The sequence below is a fragment of the Actinomycetospora endophytica genome, assembly GCF_021026375.1.
Classification (GTDB): domain Bacteria; phylum Actinomycetota; class Actinomycetes; order Mycobacteriales; family Pseudonocardiaceae; genus Actinomycetospora; species Actinomycetospora endophytica.
Genome location: NZ_JAJNDB010000003.1, coordinates 141,007 through 162,430 on the forward strand (window position 1 = coordinate 141,007; position 21,424 = coordinate 162,430).

General features: G+C 72.6%; 24 protein-coding genes. 16 read left to right on the forward strand and 8 right to left on the reverse strand.

Annotation, left to right across the window (positions count from 1 at the left end; translation table 11 throughout):
• Window positions 1-43 precede the first annotated feature (43 nt).
• From LQ327_RS16050 to LQ327_RS16060, 3 genes are all read left to right on the forward strand, one after another.
• Entirely contained in the window at window positions 44-1,309 is a 1,266-nt protein-coding gene (locus tag LQ327_RS16050; RefSeq protein ID WP_230735428.1) for a macrolide family glycosyltransferase, read from the forward strand.
• A 46-nt stretch (window positions 1,310-1,355) separates the two neighbouring features.
• Complete coding sequence (locus tag LQ327_RS16055) at window positions 1,356-1,880, forward strand: AAA family ATPase (protein WP_230735430.1); 525 nt, start codon at window positions 1,356-1,358, stop codon at window positions 1,878-1,880.
• Between the two features lie 114 nt (window positions 1,881-1,994).
• The gene (locus LQ327_RS16060; protein ID WP_230735432.1) at window positions 1,995-3,551 is read left to right on the forward strand and encodes an HNH endonuclease; all 1,557 of its coding nucleotides are present in this window, start codon (window positions 1,995-1,997) and stop codon (window positions 3,549-3,551) included.
• 12 nt (window positions 3,552-3,563) lie between these two features.
• Here LQ327_RS16060 and LQ327_RS16065 read toward each other — a convergent pair whose 3' ends face one another.
• Complete coding sequence (locus LQ327_RS16065; RefSeq protein ID WP_230735434.1) at window positions 3,564-4,157, reverse strand: hypothetical protein; 594 nt, start codon at window positions 4,155-4,157, stop codon at window positions 3,564-3,566.
• 127 nt (window positions 4,158-4,284) lie between these two features.
• Here LQ327_RS16065 and LQ327_RS16070 point away from each other — a divergent pair, with 127 nt between their 5' ends.
• The 4 genes from LQ327_RS16070 to LQ327_RS16085 all read left to right on the forward strand — a co-directional run bounded on the left by LQ327_RS16070 (window position 4,285) and on the right by LQ327_RS16085 (window position 6,064).
• Window positions 4,285-4,611 carry a YnfA family protein gene (locus LQ327_RS16070; protein ID WP_230735436.1) on the forward strand — a complete coding sequence of 109 codons (327 nt, stop codon included), beginning with the start codon at window positions 4,285-4,287 and terminating at the stop codon, window positions 4,609-4,611.
• A gap of 84 nt (window positions 4,612-4,695) precedes the next feature.
• The gene (locus tag LQ327_RS16075; RefSeq protein ID WP_230735439.1) at window positions 4,696-5,145 is read left to right on the forward strand and encodes a group II truncated hemoglobin; all 450 of its coding nucleotides are present in this window, start codon (window positions 4,696-4,698) and stop codon (window positions 5,143-5,145) included.
• A gap of 108 nt (window positions 5,146-5,253) precedes the next feature.
• Window positions 5,254-5,649 (forward strand): helix-turn-helix transcriptional regulator, encoded by a 396-nt coding sequence (locus tag LQ327_RS16080; protein ID WP_230736227.1) that lies wholly within the window; start codon window positions 5,254-5,256, stop codon window positions 5,647-5,649.
• Between the two features lie 10 nt (window positions 5,650-5,659).
• Window positions 5,660-6,064 (forward strand): VOC family protein, encoded by a 405-nt coding sequence (locus LQ327_RS16085; protein ID WP_230735441.1) that lies wholly within the window; start codon window positions 5,660-5,662, stop codon window positions 6,062-6,064.
• 10 nt (window positions 6,065-6,074) lie between these two features.
• Here the strand turns inward: LQ327_RS16085 and LQ327_RS16090 are convergent, their stop codons facing one another.
• Together LQ327_RS16090 and LQ327_RS16095 are read right to left on the reverse strand one after the other, a co-directional pair.
• Window positions 6,075-6,269 carry a hypothetical protein gene (locus LQ327_RS16090; protein WP_230735443.1) on the reverse strand — a complete coding sequence of 65 codons (195 nt, stop codon included), beginning with the start codon at window positions 6,267-6,269 and terminating at the stop codon, window positions 6,075-6,077.
• 109 nt (window positions 6,270-6,378) lie between these two features.
• Window positions 6,379-7,212, reverse strand: coding sequence for a class I SAM-dependent methyltransferase (locus LQ327_RS16095; protein ID WP_230735445.1), 834 nt, complete (start codon window positions 7,210-7,212; stop codon window positions 6,379-6,381).
• Window positions 7,213-7,306: 94 nt separating this feature from the next.
• Here LQ327_RS16095 and LQ327_RS16100 point away from each other — a divergent pair, with 94 nt between their 5' ends.
• The 9 genes from LQ327_RS16100 to LQ327_RS16140 all read left to right on the forward strand — a co-directional run bounded on the left by LQ327_RS16100 (window position 7,307) and on the right by LQ327_RS16140 (window position 14,508).
• Entirely contained in the window at window positions 7,307-8,155 is an 849-nt protein-coding gene (locus LQ327_RS16100) for an SDR family NAD(P)-dependent oxidoreductase (RefSeq protein WP_230735448.1), read from the forward strand.
• A gap of 97 nt (window positions 8,156-8,252) precedes the next feature.
• Complete coding sequence (locus tag LQ327_RS16105; RefSeq protein WP_230735449.1) at window positions 8,253-9,260, forward strand: AraC family transcriptional regulator; 1,008 nt, start codon at window positions 8,253-8,255, stop codon at window positions 9,258-9,260.
• Window positions 9,261-9,425: 165 nt separating this feature from the next.
• A complete protein-coding gene (locus tag LQ327_RS16110) occupies window positions 9,426-10,568 on the forward strand; it encodes an LLM class flavin-dependent oxidoreductase (protein WP_230735451.1) in 1,143 nt (380 codons plus the stop codon).
• Window positions 10,569-10,595: 27 nt separating this feature from the next.
• A complete protein-coding gene (locus LQ327_RS16115) occupies window positions 10,596-11,354 on the forward strand; it encodes an SDR family NAD(P)-dependent oxidoreductase (protein ID WP_230735453.1) in 759 nt (252 codons plus the stop codon).
• Between the two features lie 27 nt (window positions 11,355-11,381).
• Window positions 11,382-11,819 (forward strand): GlcG/HbpS family heme-binding protein, encoded by a 438-nt coding sequence (locus LQ327_RS16120; RefSeq protein ID WP_230735455.1) that lies wholly within the window; start codon window positions 11,382-11,384, stop codon window positions 11,817-11,819.
• A 104-nt stretch (window positions 11,820-11,923) separates the two neighbouring features.
• On the forward strand, window positions 11,924-13,438 hold the full coding sequence (locus LQ327_RS16125; RefSeq protein ID WP_230735457.1) for an AMP-binding protein: 1,515 nt from the start codon (window positions 11,924-11,926) through the stop codon (window positions 13,436-13,438).
• A gap of 20 nt (window positions 13,439-13,458) precedes the next feature.
• Window positions 13,459-13,800 carry an ArsR/SmtB family transcription factor gene (locus tag LQ327_RS16130; RefSeq protein WP_230735459.1) on the forward strand — a complete coding sequence of 114 codons (342 nt, stop codon included), beginning with the start codon at window positions 13,459-13,461 and terminating at the stop codon, window positions 13,798-13,800.
• The gene (locus LQ327_RS16135) at window positions 13,769-14,242 is read left to right on the forward strand and encodes an SRPBCC family protein (protein WP_230735461.1); all 474 of its coding nucleotides are present in this window, start codon (window positions 13,769-13,771) and stop codon (window positions 14,240-14,242) included. The genes LQ327_RS16130 and LQ327_RS16135 overlap by 32 nt, the downstream gene beginning before the upstream one ends.
• Window positions 14,239-14,508 (forward strand): YciI family protein, encoded by a 270-nt coding sequence (locus tag LQ327_RS16140; RefSeq protein ID WP_230735463.1) that lies wholly within the window; start codon window positions 14,239-14,241, stop codon window positions 14,506-14,508. The genes LQ327_RS16135 and LQ327_RS16140 overlap by 4 nt, the downstream gene beginning before the upstream one ends.
• A gap of 4 nt (window positions 14,509-14,512) precedes the next feature.
• Here LQ327_RS16140 and LQ327_RS16145 read toward each other — a convergent pair whose 3' ends face one another.
• The 5 genes from LQ327_RS16145 to LQ327_RS16165 are packed head-to-tail and all read right to left on the reverse strand — an operon-like array spanning window position 14,513 to window position 21,393.
• Window positions 14,513-16,228: an acyclic terpene utilization AtuA family protein gene (locus LQ327_RS16145; protein WP_230735464.1), complete on the reverse strand. Its 1,716-nt coding sequence runs from the start codon at window positions 16,226-16,228 to the stop codon at window positions 14,513-14,515.
• Complete coding sequence (locus LQ327_RS16150) at window positions 16,225-17,037, reverse strand: TIGR03084 family metal-binding protein (RefSeq protein WP_230735466.1); 813 nt, start codon at window positions 17,035-17,037, stop codon at window positions 16,225-16,227. Before LQ327_RS16150 ends, LQ327_RS16145 begins: the two co-directional genes overlap by 4 nt.
• A 5-nt stretch (window positions 17,038-17,042) precedes the next feature.
• Window positions 17,043-17,849 (reverse strand): enoyl-CoA hydratase/isomerase family protein, encoded by an 807-nt coding sequence (locus LQ327_RS16155; protein WP_230735468.1) that lies wholly within the window; start codon window positions 17,847-17,849, stop codon window positions 17,043-17,045.
• On the reverse strand, window positions 17,849-19,399 hold the full coding sequence (locus LQ327_RS16160; protein ID WP_230735470.1) for a class I adenylate-forming enzyme family protein: 1,551 nt from the start codon (window positions 19,397-19,399) through the stop codon (window positions 17,849-17,851). The genes LQ327_RS16155 and LQ327_RS16160 overlap by 1 nt, the downstream gene beginning before the upstream one ends.
• Window positions 19,396-21,393: an acetyl/propionyl/methylcrotonyl-CoA carboxylase subunit alpha gene (locus tag LQ327_RS16165; RefSeq protein ID WP_230736228.1), complete on the reverse strand. Its 1,998-nt coding sequence runs from the start codon at window positions 21,391-21,393 to the stop codon at window positions 19,396-19,398. Before LQ327_RS16165 ends, LQ327_RS16160 begins: the two co-directional genes overlap by 4 nt.
• Between the last annotated feature and the right edge of the window lie 31 nt (window positions 21,394-21,424).

Here is a 21,424-nt window from a genome sequence, read left to right on the forward strand (position 1 = left end):
CCCACGATTCCTGATCCGCGCCCATGCCTGAGGAGGGACTCCGGTGGCCCACGTCCTCGTCCTGGCCTTTCCGGCGACCGGGCACATCAACCCCACGCTGCCGGTGCTCACGGTGCTCGTCGCCCGTGGGCACCGGGTCAGCGTGGTGGTGCCCGAGCAGTACCGGTCCACGGTGGAGGCCACCGGTGCCCGGGTGCTCACCTATCCGTCGATGGTCCCGACCGACTGGTCCGGCGTGGACATCCCGCGCCACCCGGACGCCGAGCAGCTCGCGAAGGCCCAGTGCGACACCGTCCGCGAGACGCTGACGCCGCTGCCCAGCGTGGTCGCCGACCTCGACGTCAACGCCGACGGCGACGTCGACGGCTCCGAGCGACCCGACGTCGTCGTCTACGACGTCCTCGGCAGCGCCGCCGGCCGGCTGCTGTCGCTGGCCTGGGACCTGCCGTCGGTGGTCACGTGCCCCACCTTCGTCGGCAACGAGACGTTCTCGCCGTACGCCCGCGCCGTCGCGGAGGGCGAGGCCGAGGCGCCGGATCCCGCGCACCCGGCGATGGTCGAGGCGGGAGCGATCCTGCGCTCCGCGCTGGACACCTGGGGTCTGTCGGACGTCACGGTCGGGGACTTCGTGGCCGGCTCCGGGGACCGCTGCCGGGTGGTCTTCCTGCCGCGCGCCTTCCACCCCGGCGAGGACACCTTCGACGAGCGGTTCCGCTTCGTCGGTCCGTGCCTGCGCTCGGGTGCCGACGACGACGGGTGGTCGCCGCCCGCGTCCGGGCGTCCGGTCGTGCTGGTCTCGCTGGGGACGCTCGGCTACGACGACTCCGCCGCGCTGCTGCGCCGGGTGGTCGAGGCGGTCGGGAAGATCGGCGGCCACGCGGTGGTCTCCATCGGCGAGGTCGACCCGGCGGTGTTCGGGGATGTCGGCGAGCACGTCGAGCTGCACCGTCGTGTCCCGCAGCTCGCCGTCCTGCGTCACGCCGCCGCGTTCGTCTCCCACGCGGGGATGAACTCGACGATGGAGGCGCTCTCGCACGGCGTCCCGCTGGTCGACGTCGCGCAGACGGGGGAGCAGCGCCTGGTGGCCGACCAGGTGGAGGCGCTCGACTGCGGGCGGGCGCTGGACCCGTCGGCGTCCGTCGAGGCGCTGGTGGCGGCACTGGACGAGGTCCGGAGCTCGGATTCCGTCGCTGCCGCGGTCGCCGCGATGCGCCAGGTGATCCACTCGACCGGCGGGGCGGTGGCGGCCGCGGACGCCGTCGAGGCGGCGGTGCTGAGCGGGGTGCGGTCGCCGGTCGCGGCGCACTGAGGGTCGTTCCCTGCGATGCTGCCCCGTTCCCTGCGATCCTCCTCCGGTGGCGGAGCTGCTCGTGGTCACCGGCCCGCCGGGTGCTGGCAAGTCGAGCCTGGCGCGTCTGCTCTCCGCCCGATGGCCGCTCAGCGCGCTGGTCGAGGGTGACCGTGTCTTCGGGTTCCTCGACCAGGGCTGGGTCGAGCCGTGGACGTCGGCGGCGCGCGAGCAGAACACGGTCGTGATCGAGGCCGCGGCGGCGGCCGCGGGACGGCTCGTGCGGGGCGGCTACGAGGTGATGTTCGACGGGGTCGTCGGGCCGTGGTTCCTGGACGGATTCCTGGCGGCGACGGGGCTTTCCCGGTTGCAGTACGTGGTTCTGCTGCCGTCGGAGCGCACGTGTCTGGAGCGGGTCGCAGGCCGCTCCGGTCACGAGTTCTCCGATGCCGAGGCGACCCGGCACATGCACGGGGAGTTCGCGTCGGCGACGGTGGCGGGCCGGCACGTGATCACTGCGGAGGATCCGCTCGAGGGGCTGGTCGGGGTGGTCGAAGGTCGCCGCGGTGAGGGTCTGCTCATGTACCCGTGAAGCCCGCTCCGGTGGGTTGCTCCACGTGCCCAGGCCCCATGGATCCGTTTGCTGTCGAACAAGCGTTCGAATGGCGTCTGGTGCAGTCAGGTCGGGGTGACTACCGTTGACTGTATGAGTTCCTCCGACGTCGACGAGGCGATGTTCGCCCGGGCCCGCGCCGCCATGGTCGCGGCGCGCGAGGCCGAGCACGCCGTCCTCGTCGCGGTCGGGGAGCTCGCCGAATCGGGGTCGTGGGCGGGGACCGGCCATCGGAGCCTGTCGAGGTTCCTGTCCGAGCTGTGGCGAATCAACGACGGTCATGCGCGGCGGCTGGTGCGCCACGCCGCGGCGGTGCTGCCGACGGTGGCGCTCTCGGGTGAGGCTCTCGGGGAGCGGATGCCGTCCTCGGCGGCTGCGTCGGGAGCGGGTGAGATCGGGGACGAGCACCTGACAGTGCTGACCAAGGCGGTCGACGCGGTGGAGCGCATCCCGGAGATCACTGCGGACCAGGTCGCTTCCGCCGAAGCGATCCTCGGCGAGGCAGCCCGCGCGCTGACGCCGGGCGGTCTGGAGAAGGCGGTCTCGCGGTTGCTGGAGACCCTCGACCAGGACGGCGCAGCTCCGGACGACGGCACCGGCGACACTCCGGACGAGTGGCAGCTGGTGAAGCGCAAGGACGGCACGCTGACCTTCACCGGTCGCATTCACGGCGCCGCCGACGTCGCCCTGCTGCTCGAGACCGTCGACGCACTCTCCGGCCCGGCCGGGCCGGACGACAAGCGCCCTCTTGCCGTGCGTCGCGCCGAAGCCCTGCTCGACCTGTGCGCCCACGCCCTCGGATGCGCCGGCTTCGACGACCTCGATGACGCCTACGGCAAGGACGTCGATCGCGACGACGCATACGACGACGGCGCGGGCGATGACGCCGACCGTGACGCGGCTGCCACGTCCGACAGCGATGAACCGACGGGAACCGATGAAGCCGGGTCCCGTGACGCGGAGTCCGACGGAACCGGGCCGACTCGGAGTGCGGAGCCGCGGGGCGGTGAGCCGGCCGACGACGCCGAGTCCGACGACGAGTCCGACGACGACGAGTGGGGTGACGGGCGGCTGCGTCTCGTTCCCGAACCGGAGGCCGATCCGCCTCCGGACCCCGCTCCGCCTCGCCGTCGTCGGGCGCCACGCCTGCCGATCCCGGCGCGCGCCACGCTGTCCGTCACCATTCCCCTGGAATGGCTGCGTGAGCAGCGCGGGCACATGCTGATCGACGACGCCCCGGCCGACGTCGCCGCCGCACGCCGGTTGGCGTGCGACGCCAAGATCATTCCCGCGGTCCTCGGGTCACGCGGAGAACCGCTCGACATCGGCCGCGCTGCCTACGCGGTTCCGCCGGCGATCTGGCGCGCCCTGCTCCTCCGGGACCGCGGCTGCGCCCACCCGGGCTGCCGGCGCCGGGCCAGCCGGACGCACGCCCACCACATCTGGCACTGGATCGACGACGGCCCGACCTCGCTCGAGAACACGGTCCTGTTGTGCCGGTACCACCATCAGCTGGTGCACCACGGAGACTGGCAGATCACGACGATCGACGGCCGGCCGTGGTTCACTCCGCCCCGCTGGGTGGACCCGGAGCGACAACCGATACCTGGCGGGCCGCTGCTGCCGGCCGCCCGTCCGGATGCCGCCTGAGCTCAGGATCGGTCAGCGCACGGCGCGCACCGGTCCCTGTCCGAAGGGGGTGCGTGCCCCGATGTGCCCGCCGTCGTCCGGGTCGGTGGAGACAGCGCCCCAGAACCCGCGCGGCAGCGTCGGGTCGCCCGCGGACCGTGGCATCACCGCATGCCCGGCGTCGCGCGCGGCAGCGAGGCAGGCGGGGGAGAAGCGGTCGTCGACGACCCGTTCCGGATCGGCCGGTCCGTCCCGGTGGGCGATCACGGAGGTCACCGAGTCCCCGACGACGATGTCATGGTCATGGACCAACGGCGCCCCGATCGCCGCGGCAAGCGGCTGACCGAGCGCCAGGGTCCGATGCAGACCGAGCCCCGTGGCCGGGTGCAGCCCGACCCCGATGCTGCTGCACGCGAGGACCGGGCGCCCGTCGCGCGATGCGAAGGCCGGCTCGAGCGGCATCGGCAGGTGCTCGCCGGGCGCCAGGCGAGCGAGTGCGCGCTGCTGGAACGCGGCCGGGTCGGGGATCGGGATGCCGTCGACGACGATGCCGGTCGTGCCCCACATCGCGGTGTTGATGCTGTGGCACAGCGCGGCGACGTCGCCCTCTGCGTCGACCGCGAGCACGTAGTCCGAGTGGCTGCCGAGCGACGGCCTCGGGGTCCGGGCCCGGACCGACGCCGCCGCACGGCGGAGCGGTCGTGAGGGGCCGCGTGTTCGGGCGGGCTGCGGGTGGCGGGATACCGTCCCGCCCGTGACGCTCCGGTCGATCGGGCTGTTCGTGGTCGCCGCGGTCCTCGAGATCGGTGGGGCGTGGCTGATCTGGCAGGCGGTCCGCGAGCACCGGGCGTGGTGGCTGGCCGGCCTGGGGATCGTCGCGCTCGGGCTCTACGGCTTCGTCGCCGCACTGCAGCCCGACGCCGCGTTCGGCCGGATCCTCGCGGCCTACGGCGGTGTGTTCGTGGCCGGCTCGCTGGCGTGGGGCGTCGTGCTCGACGGCTATCGGCCGGACCGCTTCGACGTGGTCGGCGCAGTCATCTGCCTCGTGGGCGTCGCGGTGATCATGTACGCGCCGCGGTGAGGTGCGGCGGAACGGCGGATTCCACCCGAGACGCCACGCGCGCATGATTACACCGTTACTGATGCCGGTCCCTGGGGGTGGGACGTGCCGAGTCTCTACGAGCACGCGGGCGGGGAGCCGGCGCTGCACCGACTGGAGCAGGTGTTCTACGACAGCGTGCTGGCCGACCCGGTGCTGCAGCCGTTGTTCGGGGCGGGGCGGCCCGAGCACGTCGACCACCTGACGGCGTTCACCGCCGAGAGCTTCGGGGGGCCCGACCGCTTCTCCCGCGAGCTCGGGTTCGCCCACCTGATCGACGTGCACCGTGGACTACGGATCACCGAGGAGCAGCGGGAGCGCTTCGTGCAGCTCGACGAGCAGGCGCTCGACACGGCCGGGATGCCGACGGACGTTCCGTTCCGCGACGCGGTGCGCGAGCACGTCGAGTTCGGCACGCACGTCGCGATGCAGAACTCCCACGCCACCACCGACGCCGAGCTGCACCCGCTGCGCGAGGTCCCGCGGTGGACATGGGCCGGGGACGACGCCTCCTGAGCTGAACACGCCGCCGGATCTCCCGGGGGCAGGTCTCGCCGGGGCAGAATCGAGCGCGTGACCGCCGACCTCGACGAGCTGCGCCGACTGCGCCGTGCCCGCGACCGGATGGACCGCGAGTACGCGCAGCCGCTGGACGTCCCGGCGCTCGCCCGGACCGCGCTGATGTCGACGGCGCACTTCAGCCGGCGGTTCCGGGAGGCGTACTCCGAGACGCCCTACTCCTACCTCATGACCCGGCGCATCGAGCGCGCGAAGGCACTGCTGCGCCGCGGCGACCTCAGCGTCACCGAGGTCTGTTTCGCGGTGGGTGCCGCCAGCCTGGGGTCGTTCTCGGCGCGGTTCACCGAGCTGGTCGGGGAGTCGCCGTCGGCGTACCGGGCCCGCGACCACGGCGATCTCCGCCACCAGCCGTCGTGCCACACGATGGCGATCACCCGCCCGCGGAAGGGCGTGGCGCAGGAGAGCAGTTTCGGAGAAGCCTCCGCGCTCGCGCGTCCCTAGCGTTGCGCCCATGACGATTTCTCTGAGCGGGATGCACGTGACCGTCGACGACGTCGACGAGGCCCTCGCCTTCTACCGGGACACGCTGGGCCTGACGGTGCGCAACGACGTGGGGAACGGCACGTACCGGTGGGTCACCCTCGGCACCGACACGCAGCCCGAGATCGGGATCGTGCTCTCCCCGCCGCACGCCGGGCGTTCGCAGGAGGACGGCGACGCGCTGGCGGCGCTGCTCGCCAAGGGCGCGCTCGGCATGATCCAGCTCCGGTGCGACGACCTCGACGCGATGTTCGACAAGATCGCCTCGGCGTCCGGGGTCGAGGTGCTCTCCGAGCCCGCCACCCAGCCGTGGGGCGTGCGCGACGCGGCGGTGCGCGACCCCGCGGGCAACATGGTGCGGATCGAGCAGGCGTAGGGCCCGCTCGTCAGCGGGGCAGGCCGGTGAGTCGGGCCAGGTCGAAGTCCGAGCCGTGCAGCGGGCAGAGCGGGTCGACGAACGCCGAGCGCTCGGCGTCGTCGTTGAACAGCACCGAGCACCGGCAGCCGTGGCGCACGGCGCCGTCGCTGCCGGGCCCCATGGCCGGGTCGACCAGCGCGGCCTTCTTCGCGAGCTCGTCCATCGCCGTCTCCTCCGACCGCAGAATCCTTACGCTTGACCAACGGTCACGGGTACCGGAGGTGACGATTCGCTCTGGCGTGTGAGCGAACCCATCCGGCCGTTCGGCGGGGTCAGCGCCAGAGCGACAGGGTGATCCCGCAGAGCCGTTCGCTGAACCGTCCGTCGGGGGACGCCCCGTCGAGCAGCGCGCGGAGCCCGGCGTCGAACTCCTCGAGGTCGGCGCCGAAGAGGTGAGGCGCGGCACGGGAGAGCGAGTACACCGACGCCCGGATCTCCTCGGCGGTGCGCTCCACGGTCCGCGCCGGGAGCTCCAGGTGCCGGGGCCCGCGGAAGCCGGCGGCGCGGTAGACGTCGTCCTCGTCGCCCGGGGTCCCGCTCGCGGGCACGACCGAGCGGCCGGCCCGGCGTGCGTCGCCGAGGTGGTGGCGGACCAGGGCGCCGATGGCCTCGCGGGGTGGCCGCGGGTGGGGGAGCACGTCGTCGGTCGGCATCCCCTCGTGGGTGGTGGCGCCGACGTGCACCAGGGCCCCGCCGGGGGCGAGCATCGTGCGCACGGCCGCGGCCACCGTCGGGCGGTCCATCCAGTGGAAGGACTGCGCGAACGTCACGACCGTCGGCGGCGCGAGGTCGGCCGGGAGCTCCTCGGCGCGCAGGTGGCGCCAGGTGACGTGCCCGACCGCGGCGCGCCGGGCCTGGCGGGCGCCCTCGGCGAGCATGTCGGCGTCGGCGTCGACGCCCACCACCTCGGCGAACAGCGGTGCCAGTAGCAGCGTCAGCGAGCCGGGCCCGCACCCGACGTCGAGCAGGCGCCCGTGCCCGTCGAGGTGCAGGGCCTCGGCGAGGCGCTCCGCCAGCGCGGCCGGGTAGGGCACGCGACCGACCGGGTAGAACGGCGCGCTGCCCGCGTAGAGCGTCGGATCCCAGGACCACCCGCCGTCGGACACTCCTCCATCCTCACCTTGCCGAGCCTCGGTACGCAGCCGTACCGTGCGCGGAAGCCGCGCCGCGGCCAGCAGTAGCCGTCGGAGGAGGAGCGTCATGGGCAGCGTCCGCGACAAGGTCGCCGTGGTCACCGGAGCGGGATCGGGCATCGGGCGCCGGCTGGCGCTCGAGCTCGCGCGCCGCGGGGCACGGCTGGCGCTCTCGGACGTGGACGAGGCCGGGCTGGGGGAGACGGCCGACCAGGCTAAGGCCCTCGGCGCCGAGGTCCACACCGCGCGGCTCGACGTCGCCGACCGGCAGGCGGTGTGCGACTACGCGGACGTCGTCGCGGAGCACTTCGGGGTCGTGCACCAGATCTACAACAACGCCGGCGTCGCCAGCTCGGGCTCGATCCTCGAGGGCGACTGGGACGAGTACGACCACGTCCTCGGCATCAACCTGTACGGCGTCATCCACGGCACCAAGGCGTTCCTGCCCCATCTCGTGGCGTCGGGCGACGGGCACGTCGTCAACGTCTCCAGCCTCAACGGGATCATGGCGCAGCCCGGTCTCTCCGCCTACTGCGCGAGCAAGTTCGGCGTGCGCGGCTTCACCGAGACGCTGCGCGCCGAGATGCTCTCCGGCGGCCACCCGGTGCAGGTCACCGTCGTGCACCCCGGCGGGGTGCGGACGAACATCGCGACGGCGGCTTTCGAGCGCGGCGCCGAGAAGCGCCCGACGACGGCGGCCGAACAGGCCCGGATGCGCACCTACAACGAGAAGCTCCTCAAGCTCCCGGCCGAGCAGGCGGCGAGGATCGTCGTCGACGGGGTCGAGGCCGGGAAGCCGCGCGTGCTCGTGGGGACCGACGCCAAGATCATCGACCTGGTCGTGCGGCTCGTGCCCCGCTTCTACCCGGCCGCGCTGGTGCGCTTCGGCGGGAAGGTGCTCGGCTCGGCGGATTGATCGCGCCGGCACGCCCACTCTTGCCCCCGCCCGACCCTGGTGCCACGGTTGCCGAACACACGCTCTCGGTCGCGGAGCAGCGGTGGAGGTGGGCCAGGTGCGCGTCGACGATCGGTATCCGCGCTCATCCGAGCCGCTGGCGCGGCACGCGATCATGCGCACCGGGGACGTCGAGGAAGCTCGTCACGTCGTGACCGAGGTGTACGTCCCCCATGAGCTGGACTCGCTCGGGGGGCGCCCGCTGGACGCCCGGCTCAACGTCGTGGCGTCACCGAAGCTCACGCTCGGGTACCTGGTCTACGGCGCCGACGCGACGTTGACCCTGCCGCCCCTGCGTCACTGCTACCACGTCAACCTGACCCTGACCGGGACGACGACGGCGACCCGGCGCGGTGGGCAGGACCGGGTGGTGACCTCCGGGCTGCGCAACGGGGTGGTACTGCTCCCCTCGGAGGACTCGACGGTGTCGTGGACCCCGGAGGCGACGCAGTACGTCATGAAGTTCCCCCGGGGCCCGCTCGAGGAGCACCTCGGCGGGTTGCTCGGGCATCCGGTCGGCGCCACGATCGACTTCGACGTGACCATGGACCTGACCACGGGTCCGGGCGCCCGACTGCTGTCGGCGGTCCGGTTCCTCCAGGCCGAGATCGACCGGCCCGACGGGCTCCTCGACGCACCGTTGGCCCGGGAGCAGGTCGAGTCCTATGTCCTGACAGCGCTGCTGCTCGGGGTGCCGCATTCCTACAGCGACGAACTGGCCCGGACGTCCGGACGCGATCAGCCCACCGTCGTGCGCCGCACGATGGACTTCGTCGAGGACCACGTCGACGAGGTGCTGAGCGTGTCGCGGTTGGCGCGCGCGGCCGGCGTCACGGCACGCACCCTGCAGATCAGTTTCGCCCGGCACATCGGTATGAGCCCCAGCGCCTATGTGCGGGACGTCCGCCTGGCGCGGGTGCACGCCGACCTGGAATCCGGATGTCCCGAGGACGTCTCAGTCACCGGCCGGGCGCTGCACTGGGGCTTCGCCAACATGGGCCGGTTCTCCGATCACTATCGCCGCAAGTACGGCGAACTCCCCTCCGCGACCCTGCGTCGTCGGTGACCTTCGGGTTCCGGCCGGGACGGTTCGCGTTCCGGCTGTCCCGGCCGGACGGGGCTCCCTAGCGTCGTGACCAGCGGTGACGCGCCGGGACGGCATCCACCGCGATGAGCCCGGCCCGCCCTCGCGGCCGCGGCGCCTTCATCACCGTGGCTGGAGGAACAGGCGATGGTTCAGACCGTGACCCGGGGCCGTACCCAGACCCTGCCGTTGGAGCACCCGCGGACGGGCCCCTCGATCTTCAACGATCAGCCCATGAAGCTCGGGCTGTTCGGGTCGAACTGCAGCGGCGGGCTCTGCATGACCGACGCTCCGACCAGTTACGAGATCACCTGGGATCACACCCGGGCGATTGCCCAGAAGGCCGACGGTCTCGGGTTCGAGGCCATGGTGCCCGTCGCGCGGTGGAAGGGCTTCGGCGGCAACGTCAACTTCAACGGCACCAACTTCGAGACCTTCACGTGGGGCGCCGGGCTCGCCGAGGCCACCGAGCAGATCACCATCTTCACGACGAACCACGTCCCGACCGTGCACCCGATCGTCGCGGCCAACATGGCGACGACGGTCGATCACATCTCGGGGGGTCGTTACGGCCTGAACATCGTGATGGGGTGGTTCACCCCGGAGATGCAGATGTTCCACGCCAGTCAGCTCGAGCACGACGAGCGTTATGTGTACGGCGCGGAATGGCTGGAGTTCGTCGAACGCCTCTGGACGGCCGAGGGCGAGTTCGACGTCGACGGGAAGTTCTTCCAGTCGTCACGCTGCGAGTCCGAGCCCAAGCCGGTCCAGTCGCCGCGGCCGGTGCTCATCAATGCCGGGAACTCTCCCGCCGGCGTCGAGTTCTCCGCGAAGTACGTCGACATCAACTTCGCCTCCCTCGACATCGCGGCCATGCCCGACTACACCGCCGCCATCAAGCGGAAGGCCCGCGAGGAGTACCGGCGGGCGATCAGCACGATGACGTACGGCCTCGTGGTGTGCCGTGACACCGAGGACGAGGCGAGACGCGATCACCAGCGCATCGTCGACGAGGGCGACTGGCCGGGCGCCCGCAACCTGATGAGCATCCTCGGCATCGAGAGCCAGTCCTTCGGCGACCAGCTCGAACGCTTCCAGGAGCGGTTCATCGCGGGGTGGGGCGGGATGCCGTTGATCGGTACTCCGGAACAGGTCGTCGAGGGCTTCCAGGAGCTCTCCGACGCCGGGATGGAGGGGATGATCATGGGTTTCCTCGACTACCACGAGGAGCTCGACCAGTTCGGGGAGAAGGTCATGCCGCTCCTGCGCGAGGCCGGCCTCCGTCACTGAAACTCCGACATCGACAAGGAAACCGTCATGACGCGACTGCAGGACAAGAACGTCGTCATCACCGGTGCGGCCGGCGGCCAGGGCGCCGCCGCGTGCCGCGCATTCCTCGCCGAGGGCGCGAACGTCCTCGGCACCGATCTCGACGAGGCCGCTCTCACCGCTCTGACCAAGGAGCTCGACACCGACGGTCGCTTCACCGCGGTCGCCGCCGACGCGTCCACGGGAACCGGAACGGCGCAGATCGCCACCGCCGCCCGAGAGCGCTTCGATCGGGTCGACGCCCTGTACAACAATCACGGCATCATCCTCGGCAAGCCGTTGCTCGACACCACCGAGGAGGAGTGGGACCGGGTCCACGACGTCGACCTCAAGAGCGTCTTCCTGCTGACCAAGCAGATCGCTCCGCTGATGCAGTCGCACGGCGGGTCCATCATCAACGTGTCCTCGGTCGGCGGCCTCGTGGCGTTCGGGAACATGGCGGCCTACGGCGCGGCCAAGGGTGGTCTCGCGATGTTCTCGAAGGTCGCGGCCGTCGACCTCGCCCCGTGGAACATCCGCGTCAACGCGATCTGCCCCGGCGTGATCGACACCCAGATGCCGCGCAACTTCGTCAGCGGTCTCGCCGACCGGGACGAGATCTGGCGTGGCTTCGAGCAGGGCCATCTCACGGGCCGGCTCGGCCGGGCCGACGAGATCGTGGGGCTCGCCGTCTATCTGGCGAGCGACGAATCGACCTTCATGACCGGCTCCGTCATCACCATCGACGGTGGCTGGTCCGTCCAGTAGTTCCCTCTCGACCCCGAGGAGAGACACATGACCACGAGCCGGGCCGTCACCGTCCGCACCGTCACCGCGGAGTTCGCCCAGGAGCTGATCGACGCCGCGACATCGAAGGCCGTCGAGATCGGAGTGCCCATGGTGATCAGCATCGTCGACCACGACGGGACCCTGAAGGCGTTCCGTCGGATGGACGGTGCCCCACTGCTCTCGGTCGAGATCGCCCAGAACAAGGCGTACACGGCGGCGGCCTTCGGTATCAGCACGGACGCCTGGCACGAGTTCATCAAGGAGGACGAGCCGCTGCGCCTCGGCATCGTGCACACCGATCGCCTCGTGACCTTCGGCGGCGGCTACCCGATCACCGTCGACGGCGATCTCGTCGGCGGTCTCGGCGTCAGCGGCGGGCACTACTCGCACGACATGCAGGTCGCCGGCGGCGCCCTGGAGGCCGTCGGACTCTCGACCGGCTGATGGAGGGGCCGGCTGCGCTGAACTGGTGAAGCGGTCCGCGGGCCGTGGACCGATCGGCACCCGGGGCGGGACTCTGCGTGGAACCACGAGGGGGCCGGAACGTCATGAGTCGCTCGAACGGGCCCGCGTCGGTCGTCGACCTGATCCGGGAACTGGCCCGCCGGGGCGAGGCTGCCGCGGTGGTCGAGGCGGACACCGGCCGGGTGATCGGTGGCGCCGAGTTCGCCGCGTCGATCGACGCGGAGGCCGGTCGACGACGGGTCCAGTTCCCCGACGGCGGCGCGGTGGCGCTCAGCGGTGGCAACGGGGTGGCGTGGCTGCGCACGATGCTCGGGGTGGTCGCGGCGGGGTGCGCGGTGGTGACCGTCAGCCCGCTGAGCCCGGTCGAGGACGTCGTCGCCCAGCTGTGGCGCTCCCGGGCACGACGGCTGGTGTGCGACGCGGCCGTGGCCCACCGGGTCGTCGACGAACTGCCGTCGGAGGTGACCCTGGAGGTGCTCGAACCCGATCCGCCCCCGGCCGGAGCCGAGGACACCACCGCGGCAACCCCGGTCGACGTGATAGCCCTCATGACGTCGAGCGGCACCACGGGACCCCCGAAGACCGCCCGGCTGACCGAGCGGGCGTTCGCCGTGTCCGCCCACCAGCTGGTCCGCCAGTGGGGGCTGACCGGCGACGACGTCTTCCTCGCGGTGCTCCCGTTCAGCCACGCCGCCGGGCTCAGCGCCGCGTTGTGCGCCCTCGCCGCGGGCGCCCGGCTGGTGACGATGCCGCGCTTCGAGCCGGCCGCCTTCCTCGACGCGCTCGAGGCGCACCGCGTCACGGCGTCCCTCCTCGCGCCGCCGATCGTGCGGCTGCTCGCCCTCCACCCCGCCGTCGACACCCACGACCTGACCGCGCTGCGGGTGCTCGGCTCCGCCGGGGCCCCGCTCCCCGCGGAGGTCGCCGAGGGGTGTGAGCGACGGCTCGGGGTCGCCGTCTGCAACGCCTACGGCATGACCGAGATCGGCTGGATCGCGATGGACTCGGCCGCCGCGCCGCGCCGGCCGGGGACGGTCGGGCCGCCGGTCGAGGAGGTCGAGGTGCGGCTCGTCGACCCCGAGACCGGGCTGGACGTGCCCGCCGGGGCCCGCGGCGAGATCTGGGCCCGCGGTCCGGCCGCCGGCCCGGGCTACCTCGACGACCCGGCGGCGACCGCGTCCCTGATCACGCCCGACGACTGGTGGCGCACCGGGGACCTCGCGGTCCTCGACGACGACGGGCGGCTCCGGATCGTCGACCGGCTCAAGGACCTCATCAAGTACAAGGGTCACCAGGTCGCGCCGGCCGCGCTGGAGCGGCTGATCGGCTCGCGGGCCGACGTCGTGGACGTCGCCGTCGCCGGGGACCCCGATCCGGAGGCCGGGGAGCTGCCGCACGCCTACGTCGTCGCGCCGGGCGGGCTGGACCCCGAGGAGCTGATGGCGTGGGTCGCGGAGCGCGTCTCGCCCCACCAGCGCATCCGCGCGGTCACGCTCCTCGAGGAGATCCCGCGCCTGCCCGCCGGGAAGATCCTCCGCCGGCTGCTGCCCACCGCCGTCCCGGCCTCCGCCGAAGGGCCTGTGCCGCAGCATCGGTAAGTGCTAGCTTACGGTTCGTCATGACGAACGCAACGGCGATGCTGACCGCCCTGGGTGACCCGACCCGACAGTCGATCATCGACGCCCTCTCCCGGGAGCCGCTCGCGGTCGGCGATCTCGCCCGCGTCCTGCCCATCAGCAGGCCTGCCGTCTCGCAGCACCTCAAGGTGCTCAAGGACGTCGGCCTGCTCCTGGACCACCAGGAGGGGACGCGGCGGCTCTACCAGGTCGACCCTGACGCGCTCGCCGAGCTGCGCCGGCACCTCGACACCTTCTGGGAACGGTCGCTGGCGGCGTTCGAACGCAGGACCCGAACCGAGGAGGAACGCGATGACCCGGACGATCCCGGCCATCCGTCGTGAGGTGACCGTGGGCGTGGACCGCACCCGCGCCTTCGAGATCTTCACGGCCGACATGACGTCGTGGTGGCCGCCGGCGCACCACATCGGCTCGGCCCCGATCGCCCAGATCGTGGTCGAGCCGCACGCGGGTGGCCGCTGGTACACCCGGCACGAGGACGGCACCGAGACCTCCACCGGCGTGGTGACGGTGTGGGAGCCGCCGGAGCGGGTGGTGGTGACCTGGCAGATCGGGGCCGACTGGCGCTTCCACGACGACCTGGTCACCACCGTCGAGGTGGTCTTCATCGAGCTCGAGCCCGGCCGCACGCAGGTGGTGCTCGAGCACCGCGACCTCGAGGCCTTCGGCGCCGACGCCGACGCGATGCACGGGACGTTCGACCAGCACGGCGCGTGGACGGCGACCCTCGAGGCCTACGCCGCGGTGGCCGGGGCGGCGTCGTGAAGTACGTGCTCTTCTACGCCGCGGCGCCCGACGCCCCGAGGACGGCACCCGCGCACTTCCCCGCCCACCAGGTACTGCTCGACGAGTTCCACGGGCGGGGCGACCTGCTCATGGTCGGCACCTTCACCGACCTCGTCGGGCGAGGAGCGATGGCGATCTTCACGAACGCGGAGGCCGCCGAGGAGTTCGCGGCGCGCGACCCCTTCGTGGCGCACGGCGTCGTCGCGTCGCACGAGGTGTGCGAGTGGAACGAGGTGCTCGCCTGAGCGCTCATGGCAGCAGCGACTCCGGGACGTCGACGACCCGGCTGCGCAGGTACTCGCCCAGCCCCTTGGCCTGCGGGTCGGGGCGCACCGAGGACGCCACGCCGTCGCCCAGGATCCCGTGCACGACGACGTTGAGCGCGCGCAGGTTGGCCAGCTCGTGGATCTCGATGTCGAGCTCCGCGACCTCCGGGCCGAGCAGCTCCCGGGCCCGCTCGACGGTCAGGAACCCGCGTAGCCACGCGTACTCCTCGTCGGTGCGGGTCCAGACGCCGATGTTCGCGTCGCCGCCCTTGTCGCCGGAGCGGGCGCCGACGATGCGGCCGATTGGGGCCCGCGTCGTCGGGCCGGTGGGCGGATTCGAGGATGTGGAGTTGGGGATGTTCAGCGTCTGTGACGCCGCATCGCTGACGGGGGTGGGCGGATCCGCCACGACCGACCGCGACCCGTCCGGCAGCACCACGGTCTGCGTCACGGCCGAGCGGGGGACCGCGGCCGGGTGGTAGACGCCGAAGGCCGACTCCGCGCTCGGCGGGGTGGTGGTGTGGAACCCGGCGTACCCGCCGAGCGCGAGCTCCATCGTCGCGTTCGAGAAGGTCCGGCCGACGACCCGCGGGTCGGGGTCCTTCACGGTGATCCGCAGGTGCGCGGTGGCCTCGGCGTTCGACGGGGCGTCCGGTGAGTCGAAGCGCAGCAGCCGGACGTCGACCTCGGCGAACCGGTCCCGCCCGCCGAGCACCTCGAACAACAGCTGCTCGGCGAACGCGGCCTTGGCCTCGATGTCGAGCCCGGTCAGCACCAGGGTCATCGAATTGCGGTAGCCGCCGGACTCGTTCAGCGCGACCTTCAGCGTCTCCGGCGGCGCCGACCCCCGCACCCCGGCGATCCGCACCCGGTCCTCGCCCTCCTGCGACAGCGAGATGCTGTCGAAGTGGGTCGTGCAGTCCGGGCCGAGATAGGCGGGCGCCGCGATCTCGTAGAGCAGCTGCGCGGTCACCGTGCCCACCGAGACCAGGCCGCCCGTCCCTGGATGCTTGGTGATCACCGACGAGCCGTCCGCGGCCACCTCGGCGATCGGGAACCCGGGATAGCGGCGGTCGGTGACCTCGTCGAGGAACGCGTAGTTCCCGCCGGTCGCCTGCGGGCCGCACTCGATGACGTGGCCCGCGACGACCGCGCCGGCCAGCGCGTCGAAGTCCTCCCGGCCCCACCCGTGCCACCAGGCCGCCGGCCCGACGACGAGCGAGGCGTCGGTGACCCGCCCGGTGACGACGACGTCCGCGCCCGCGGCCAGCGCCTCGGCGATGCCCCAGCCGCCGAAGTAGGCGTTCGCCGAGACCGGCTTGCCGACGACGGCGGGGGTGATCTCCTCGAGCGACCCACGCAGGTCGTCGCCCTCGACGTACGCGACCCGGGCGCCGGTGCCGAGCTCGGTGATCGCGGCGGCGAGCCCCGCCGGGTTGAGCCCGCCGGCGTTGGAGACGACCTTGACGCCGCGGGCGACGCAGTCGGCCAGCACGTCCTGCATCTGGGTCAGGAACGTCTTGGCGTACCCGCCGTCGGGGTCCTTGGCCTGCGCCTTCGCGAGGATGAGCATCGTGAGCTCGGCCAGGTAGTCGCCGCACAAGAGATCAACCGACCCGCCGTCGAGCATCTCCCGCGCGGCACCGAGCCGGTCGCCGTAGAAGCCCGAGATGTTGCCGATCCGGATCGCCCGGGTCACCGGACACCTCCCGTCTGTCGAGTACCGAGCGGCGCCCGGCCGGTCCCGGCGTCACCCGCGAAGGCCTGACCGATCTCCGCCCACTCCTGCGCCGCGTCCCCGACGACGGTCAACCGGAGGTCGTCCCGGTGCCGGCGCTGGGTGATGAGCAGCGCGAAGTCGAGCGCCGGGCCGGTGATCCGATCGGCGGCGTCCTCCGGCCCCCACGCCCAGGTCGACCCGTCCGGCGCGACCAGCTCGACCCGCACCGGCACCTCGGGCATCGGGCGCTCGTGGGCGGCGTAGCTGAACGGCCGTGCGCCGACCCCGATGTGCGCGACGTGCCGCAGCCGTGACGAGGGCTCGTGGACGGCGCCGACGGTGTCGAACACGTCCTGGCCGTGGGCCCAGGTCTCCATGATCCGCGCCGTCAGCGACGACGCGGCGCTCATCGCCGGCCCGAACCACGGCACCCGCAGGCCGGGCTCGAGGTCGCGGAACCCCGCGATCAGCCGGCCCCGGGCGTCGTCGAACCAGGCCAGCAGCTCGTGGCCGGGCAGATCGTGGAACGGCGCCGCGATGCTGTCCGGGTTGACGCCGCCCTCGGCGTCCATCGCGTCCTTCTCGGCGGTGAACGCCTCGGGGTCGGTCGCCGAGCGCAGCGCGACGTCGTCGAAGTAGGCGAGGTGGGAGACCTGGTCGGCGATCGTCCACCCCACGGCGGGGGTGTCCCGCCGCCAGTCGTCCTCGGTCAGGCCCGCGAGCACGCGGCGTAGATCAGCGGACTCCGCCGCCAGTTCGTCGCACAGCGCCGTCATCGACACCGGCATCGCGGCTACCTCCCCGTCCAGACCGGCGTGCGCTTCTCGCGGAAGGCCGTCGGCCCCTCCTGCGCGTCGGCCGACCGGTAGACCGGCGCCCAGATGTCCTCGGCGCGGTCGTAGGCCTCGGCCAACGACGACTCCGCCGACAGGTACGCCGTCCGCTTGGCCGCCCGGACCGAGAGCGGGGCGTTCGACGCGATCCGCGTCGCGAGCTGCTGGGCCTGCTCGCGCAGCTCGACGGCCGCGACGACGCGGTTGACCAGCCCCACCTCGTGGGCCCGGGCCGCGTCGAGCGGGTCGCCGGTCAGCAGGATCTCCAGGGCCACCCGCGGCGGGACCAGCCACGACAGCGGGGCGGCCCATGGCGACCCCCGACCGACCTTCACCTCCGACACCGCGAACCGGGCGTGCTCGGCGGCCACGACCAGGTCGCACTGCTGCGCGAGCAGGAACCCGCCGGCGTAGGCGACACCGTTGACCGCGGCGATCGTCGGCTTCGGCATGTCGACGTTGCGCCCGAACTGCGGCAGGAAGTCCGGCGGCGGGATCTCCAGAGAGGTCTCGGCCATCTCCTTGAGGTCGCCGCCCGCGCAGAACGCCTTCTCCCCGGCCCCGGTCAGGACGAGGACCGCGGCCGCGTCGTCGGCGACGAAGCGGTGGGTCCCCTCCCACAGCCCGTCGCGCACGTCCTTGCTGAGCGCGTTGCGCGCGTCCGGACGGTCGATGGTCAACCAGGCGACGCCGTCGACGACCTCGTAGGTCACCACGCTGTGTCCGGCCTCCGGCGCGCCAGCTCCGCTGCGCTTCGTGTCGCCCATCAAGGAAAGATCCTCCGCAGCTCGGGTCGGTTCAGCTTCCCGCTGCCGGTGCGCGGCAGCGCGTCGACGATCTCGATGCGCCGGGGCCGGTGCATGCCCCGCAGGTCGGGGTGGACCTGGCACCACTGGTCGAGGGCCTCGACGGTGACGCCGGGCCGGTTCGGGACGACGACGGCGGTCACCTGCTCCACCCAGCGGTCGTGGGCGGTGCCGATGACGGCGACCTCGGCGAGGTCGGGATGGTCGGCCAGGTGCTCCTCGACCATCTGCGGGAAGATGTTCTCGCCGCCGGAGACGATCATGTCGTCGATGCGGTCGACGTAGTAGAGGTAGCCGTCGGTGTCGCGGGACATGAGGTCGCCGGTCCGGAACCAGCGGCGCCCGTCGTCGTCGACCGCCCACTTCTCCGGGGCCTCGAGCCGCCAGTAGCCGGGCGTGACCGCGTCGCCGTGCACCCAGAGCTCCCCGACGCCGGGGTCGCCCGGCTCCAGGTCCGCAGTGTCTTCGGGTCCAGCTCCGCTCCGCTCCGTCTCCCGGCCGTCCACCGGGACCAGCCGCGTCGCGACGATCTGCGCCAGCGGCCGGCCCATCGAGTCGGGCCGGCGCTTCTCGCCCGGGTGGTAGGTGACGACGAGGCCGTTCTGCTCGGTCTGGCCGTAGATCTCGGTGCCGGGGATGCCGGTGCCGTGCTCGAGCCGCTCGATCGCCGCCGTCGGGGTCCGCGAGCCGCCGAACATGCAGAACCGGAACGAGTCGAGTCCGACCGGTTGCCGGGCGGTCCGGTTCCCGACGTCGATCATCATCGTCGAGATCAGCCCGCCGACGGTCGGCCGCAGCCGCTGCGCGAGCTCCAGCCACTTCTCGACGTCCCAGCGCGGCATCAACGTGATCTGTCCGCCGCGCAGCAGCAGCGGCAGCGACGCCAGCTGCAGGCCACCGACGTGGAACATCGGCATGCAGTTGAGCACGTGGTCGGCGCCGGTGATGCCGTAGAACTCGATCGCCCCGTCGGCCTCCGCGGCGACGTTGCGGTGCGTCTGCCGGACGCCCTTGGGCACCCCGGTCGAGCCCGAGGTGTACATCAGCAGCGCGTCGTCGTGGTCGAGCCGCGGCACCACCTCGTCGGTCGGGGGGTTCGTGGCCAGCGCCCGGGCGAACGTCCCTTCCGGGCCCGTGGTCAGGAGCTCGGGGGTCGCGCCCTCCAGCACCCGCTCGACGCGCTCGACGTCGTCGGGTGGCACGACGAGCAGCCGGCAGCCCGCGTCGGTGACGGCGTGGCGTAGCGGCGCGTCCGGGAAGAGGCAGTTGAGCGGCACGCCGACCGCCCCCGCCTGCCACGTCCCGAGGAGCCCGACGACGTACTCGACCACGTTCGGCAGCAGGAACCCGACGCGCTCGCCCGGGGCGACGCCGGAGGCCCGCAGGAACGCGGCGAACCGGCCGGCCCGGACGGCCAGCTCGGCGTAGGTGACCTCCTCCTCGCCGAGACGCACGGCCACGTCGTCGGCATGATCCGCCGCGGCCCGGCGCAGCAGCACGGCGATGTTCATGCGGTGGCTCCTCGGGCGTCGGTCACTTCTGCCGGGTCCTCCACGACGGCGAGCACCTGGCGTGTCTCGACCTGGTCACCCGGGGACACGTGCAGCTCCCCGACGACGCCGTCGACCGGCGCTGCCACCGTGTGCTCCATCTTCATCGCCTCGAGTACGACGAGCGCCGCCCCGGCCGTGACGCTGTCCCCGGTCGACGCCAAGACCCGCACGACCGTCCCGGGCATGGGCGCGAGCAACGACCCGGCGTGCGCGACGGCGTTGGGGTCGGCGAAGCGGGGGACGTCGGTGAAGGCGCTGGACCCGTCGGGACCGTCGACGAAGGTGTGGCCGTCGGCGCGGTGGATTGCGTAGGTGCGGCGCACTCCCGACGTCTCCAACGTCACCGAATGCGGCGCCGCACCATGTGAACGAATTTCGTCGTCCAGACGACCAGATCCGTTCACATGGGCCGCCAGGCCCTCGCGACGGAACGCGTAGCTCACCTCGAGCGTCCGGTCGCCGACGGTGTAGCTCACCGACTGCGGGGGACCGCCGACGTTGCGCCAGCCCGAGGGCAGGCCCCTGAGGACCTTCGCGTCGCGCCGGTGCTCGGCCTGCAGCGCGAGCGCGGCCGCCACCGCCCGCACCGGCTCGCCGTCGTCGGGCTCCGGGGTGACGAGCTCCGGGTGGCGGGGCAGGTAGCCGGTGTCGGTGCCGCCGGCGAGGAACTCGTCGTCGCGCAGGATGCCGACGAGCAGGTCGCGGTTGGTCGTGACGCCGTGGATGCCCGCCTGCGCGAGCGCGCGGGCGAGGGTCCGGGCGGCCTCGGCGCGGGTGCCGCCGTGGGCGATGACCTTGGCGAGCATCGGGTCGTAGTGCGGGCTCACGACGGAGCCGTCGGTCACCCCGGAGTCGACGCGCAGGCCGGGCAGGTCGGGCATCGCGAACCGGTGCAGCGTGCCGGTCGCGGGGAGGTACCCGGCCGGCACGTCCTCGGCGTAGAGGCGGACCTCGATCGCGGCGCCGTCGATCCGGGCGCCCGTCACCTCGGCCGGCAGCGGGTGTCCCTCGGCGACCCGCAGCTGCAGCGCCACCAGGTCCAGCCCGGTGACCAGCTCGGTGACCGGGTGCTCGACCTGCAGCCGGGTGTTGACCTCCAGGAAGAAGAACTGCCCATCGTGATCCAGCACGAACTCGACGGTCCCGGCGCCGGTGTAGCCGATCGCCTTCCCCGCGGCGACGGCGGCGGCCCCGAGCTCGGCGCGCAGCGCGTCGTCGACCGCGGGGGAGGGGCTCTCCTCCACGATCTTCTGGTAGCGGCGCTGGATGGAGCACTCGCGCTCGAAGAGGTGGACGACCTCGCCGTGGGTGTCCCCGACGATCTGCACCTCGACGTGGCGCGGGTCCTCCACGAACCGCTCGAGGAACACCGTGCCGTCGCCGAACGCGGAGGCCGCCTCCCGCCGGGCACCGTCGACGGCGTCGGCCAGCTCCGCCGACGATCGCACGATCCGCATCCCGCGCCCGCCGCCGCCGAACGCGGCCTTGACCAGCACCGGGAAGCCGATCTTCTCGGCCACGGCGTCGAGGTCGGTGTCGTCGGTGACGGTCGCGCCCGGCAGCACCGGCACGCCCGCCGCGCCCATGAGCGCCTTCGCCTCGAGCTTCGACCCCATCGACGCGATCGCCTCGGGGCTCGGCCCGACGAAGGTCAGCCCGGCCGCCGCGCAGTCCCGCGCGAACCCGGCGTTCTCGGAGAGGAAGCCGTACCCGGGGTGCACGGCGTCGGCCCCGGTCGCCTGCGCGGCCGCGATCACCAGGTCGGACCGCAGGTAGGTCTCGGACGGGGACGCACCGGGCAGGCGCACCGCCTCGTCGGCGAGCGCGACGAACGGGGCGTCGGCGTCGGGATCGGAGTAGACCGCGACCGTACCGATCCCGAGCGCGTGCGCGGTGCGCATGACGCGGGCGGCGATCTCACCGCGGTTGGCGACCAGCAGTTTCTGGATCATGACCTGCTTCTCGGGCATGCGGGGCGAGCGG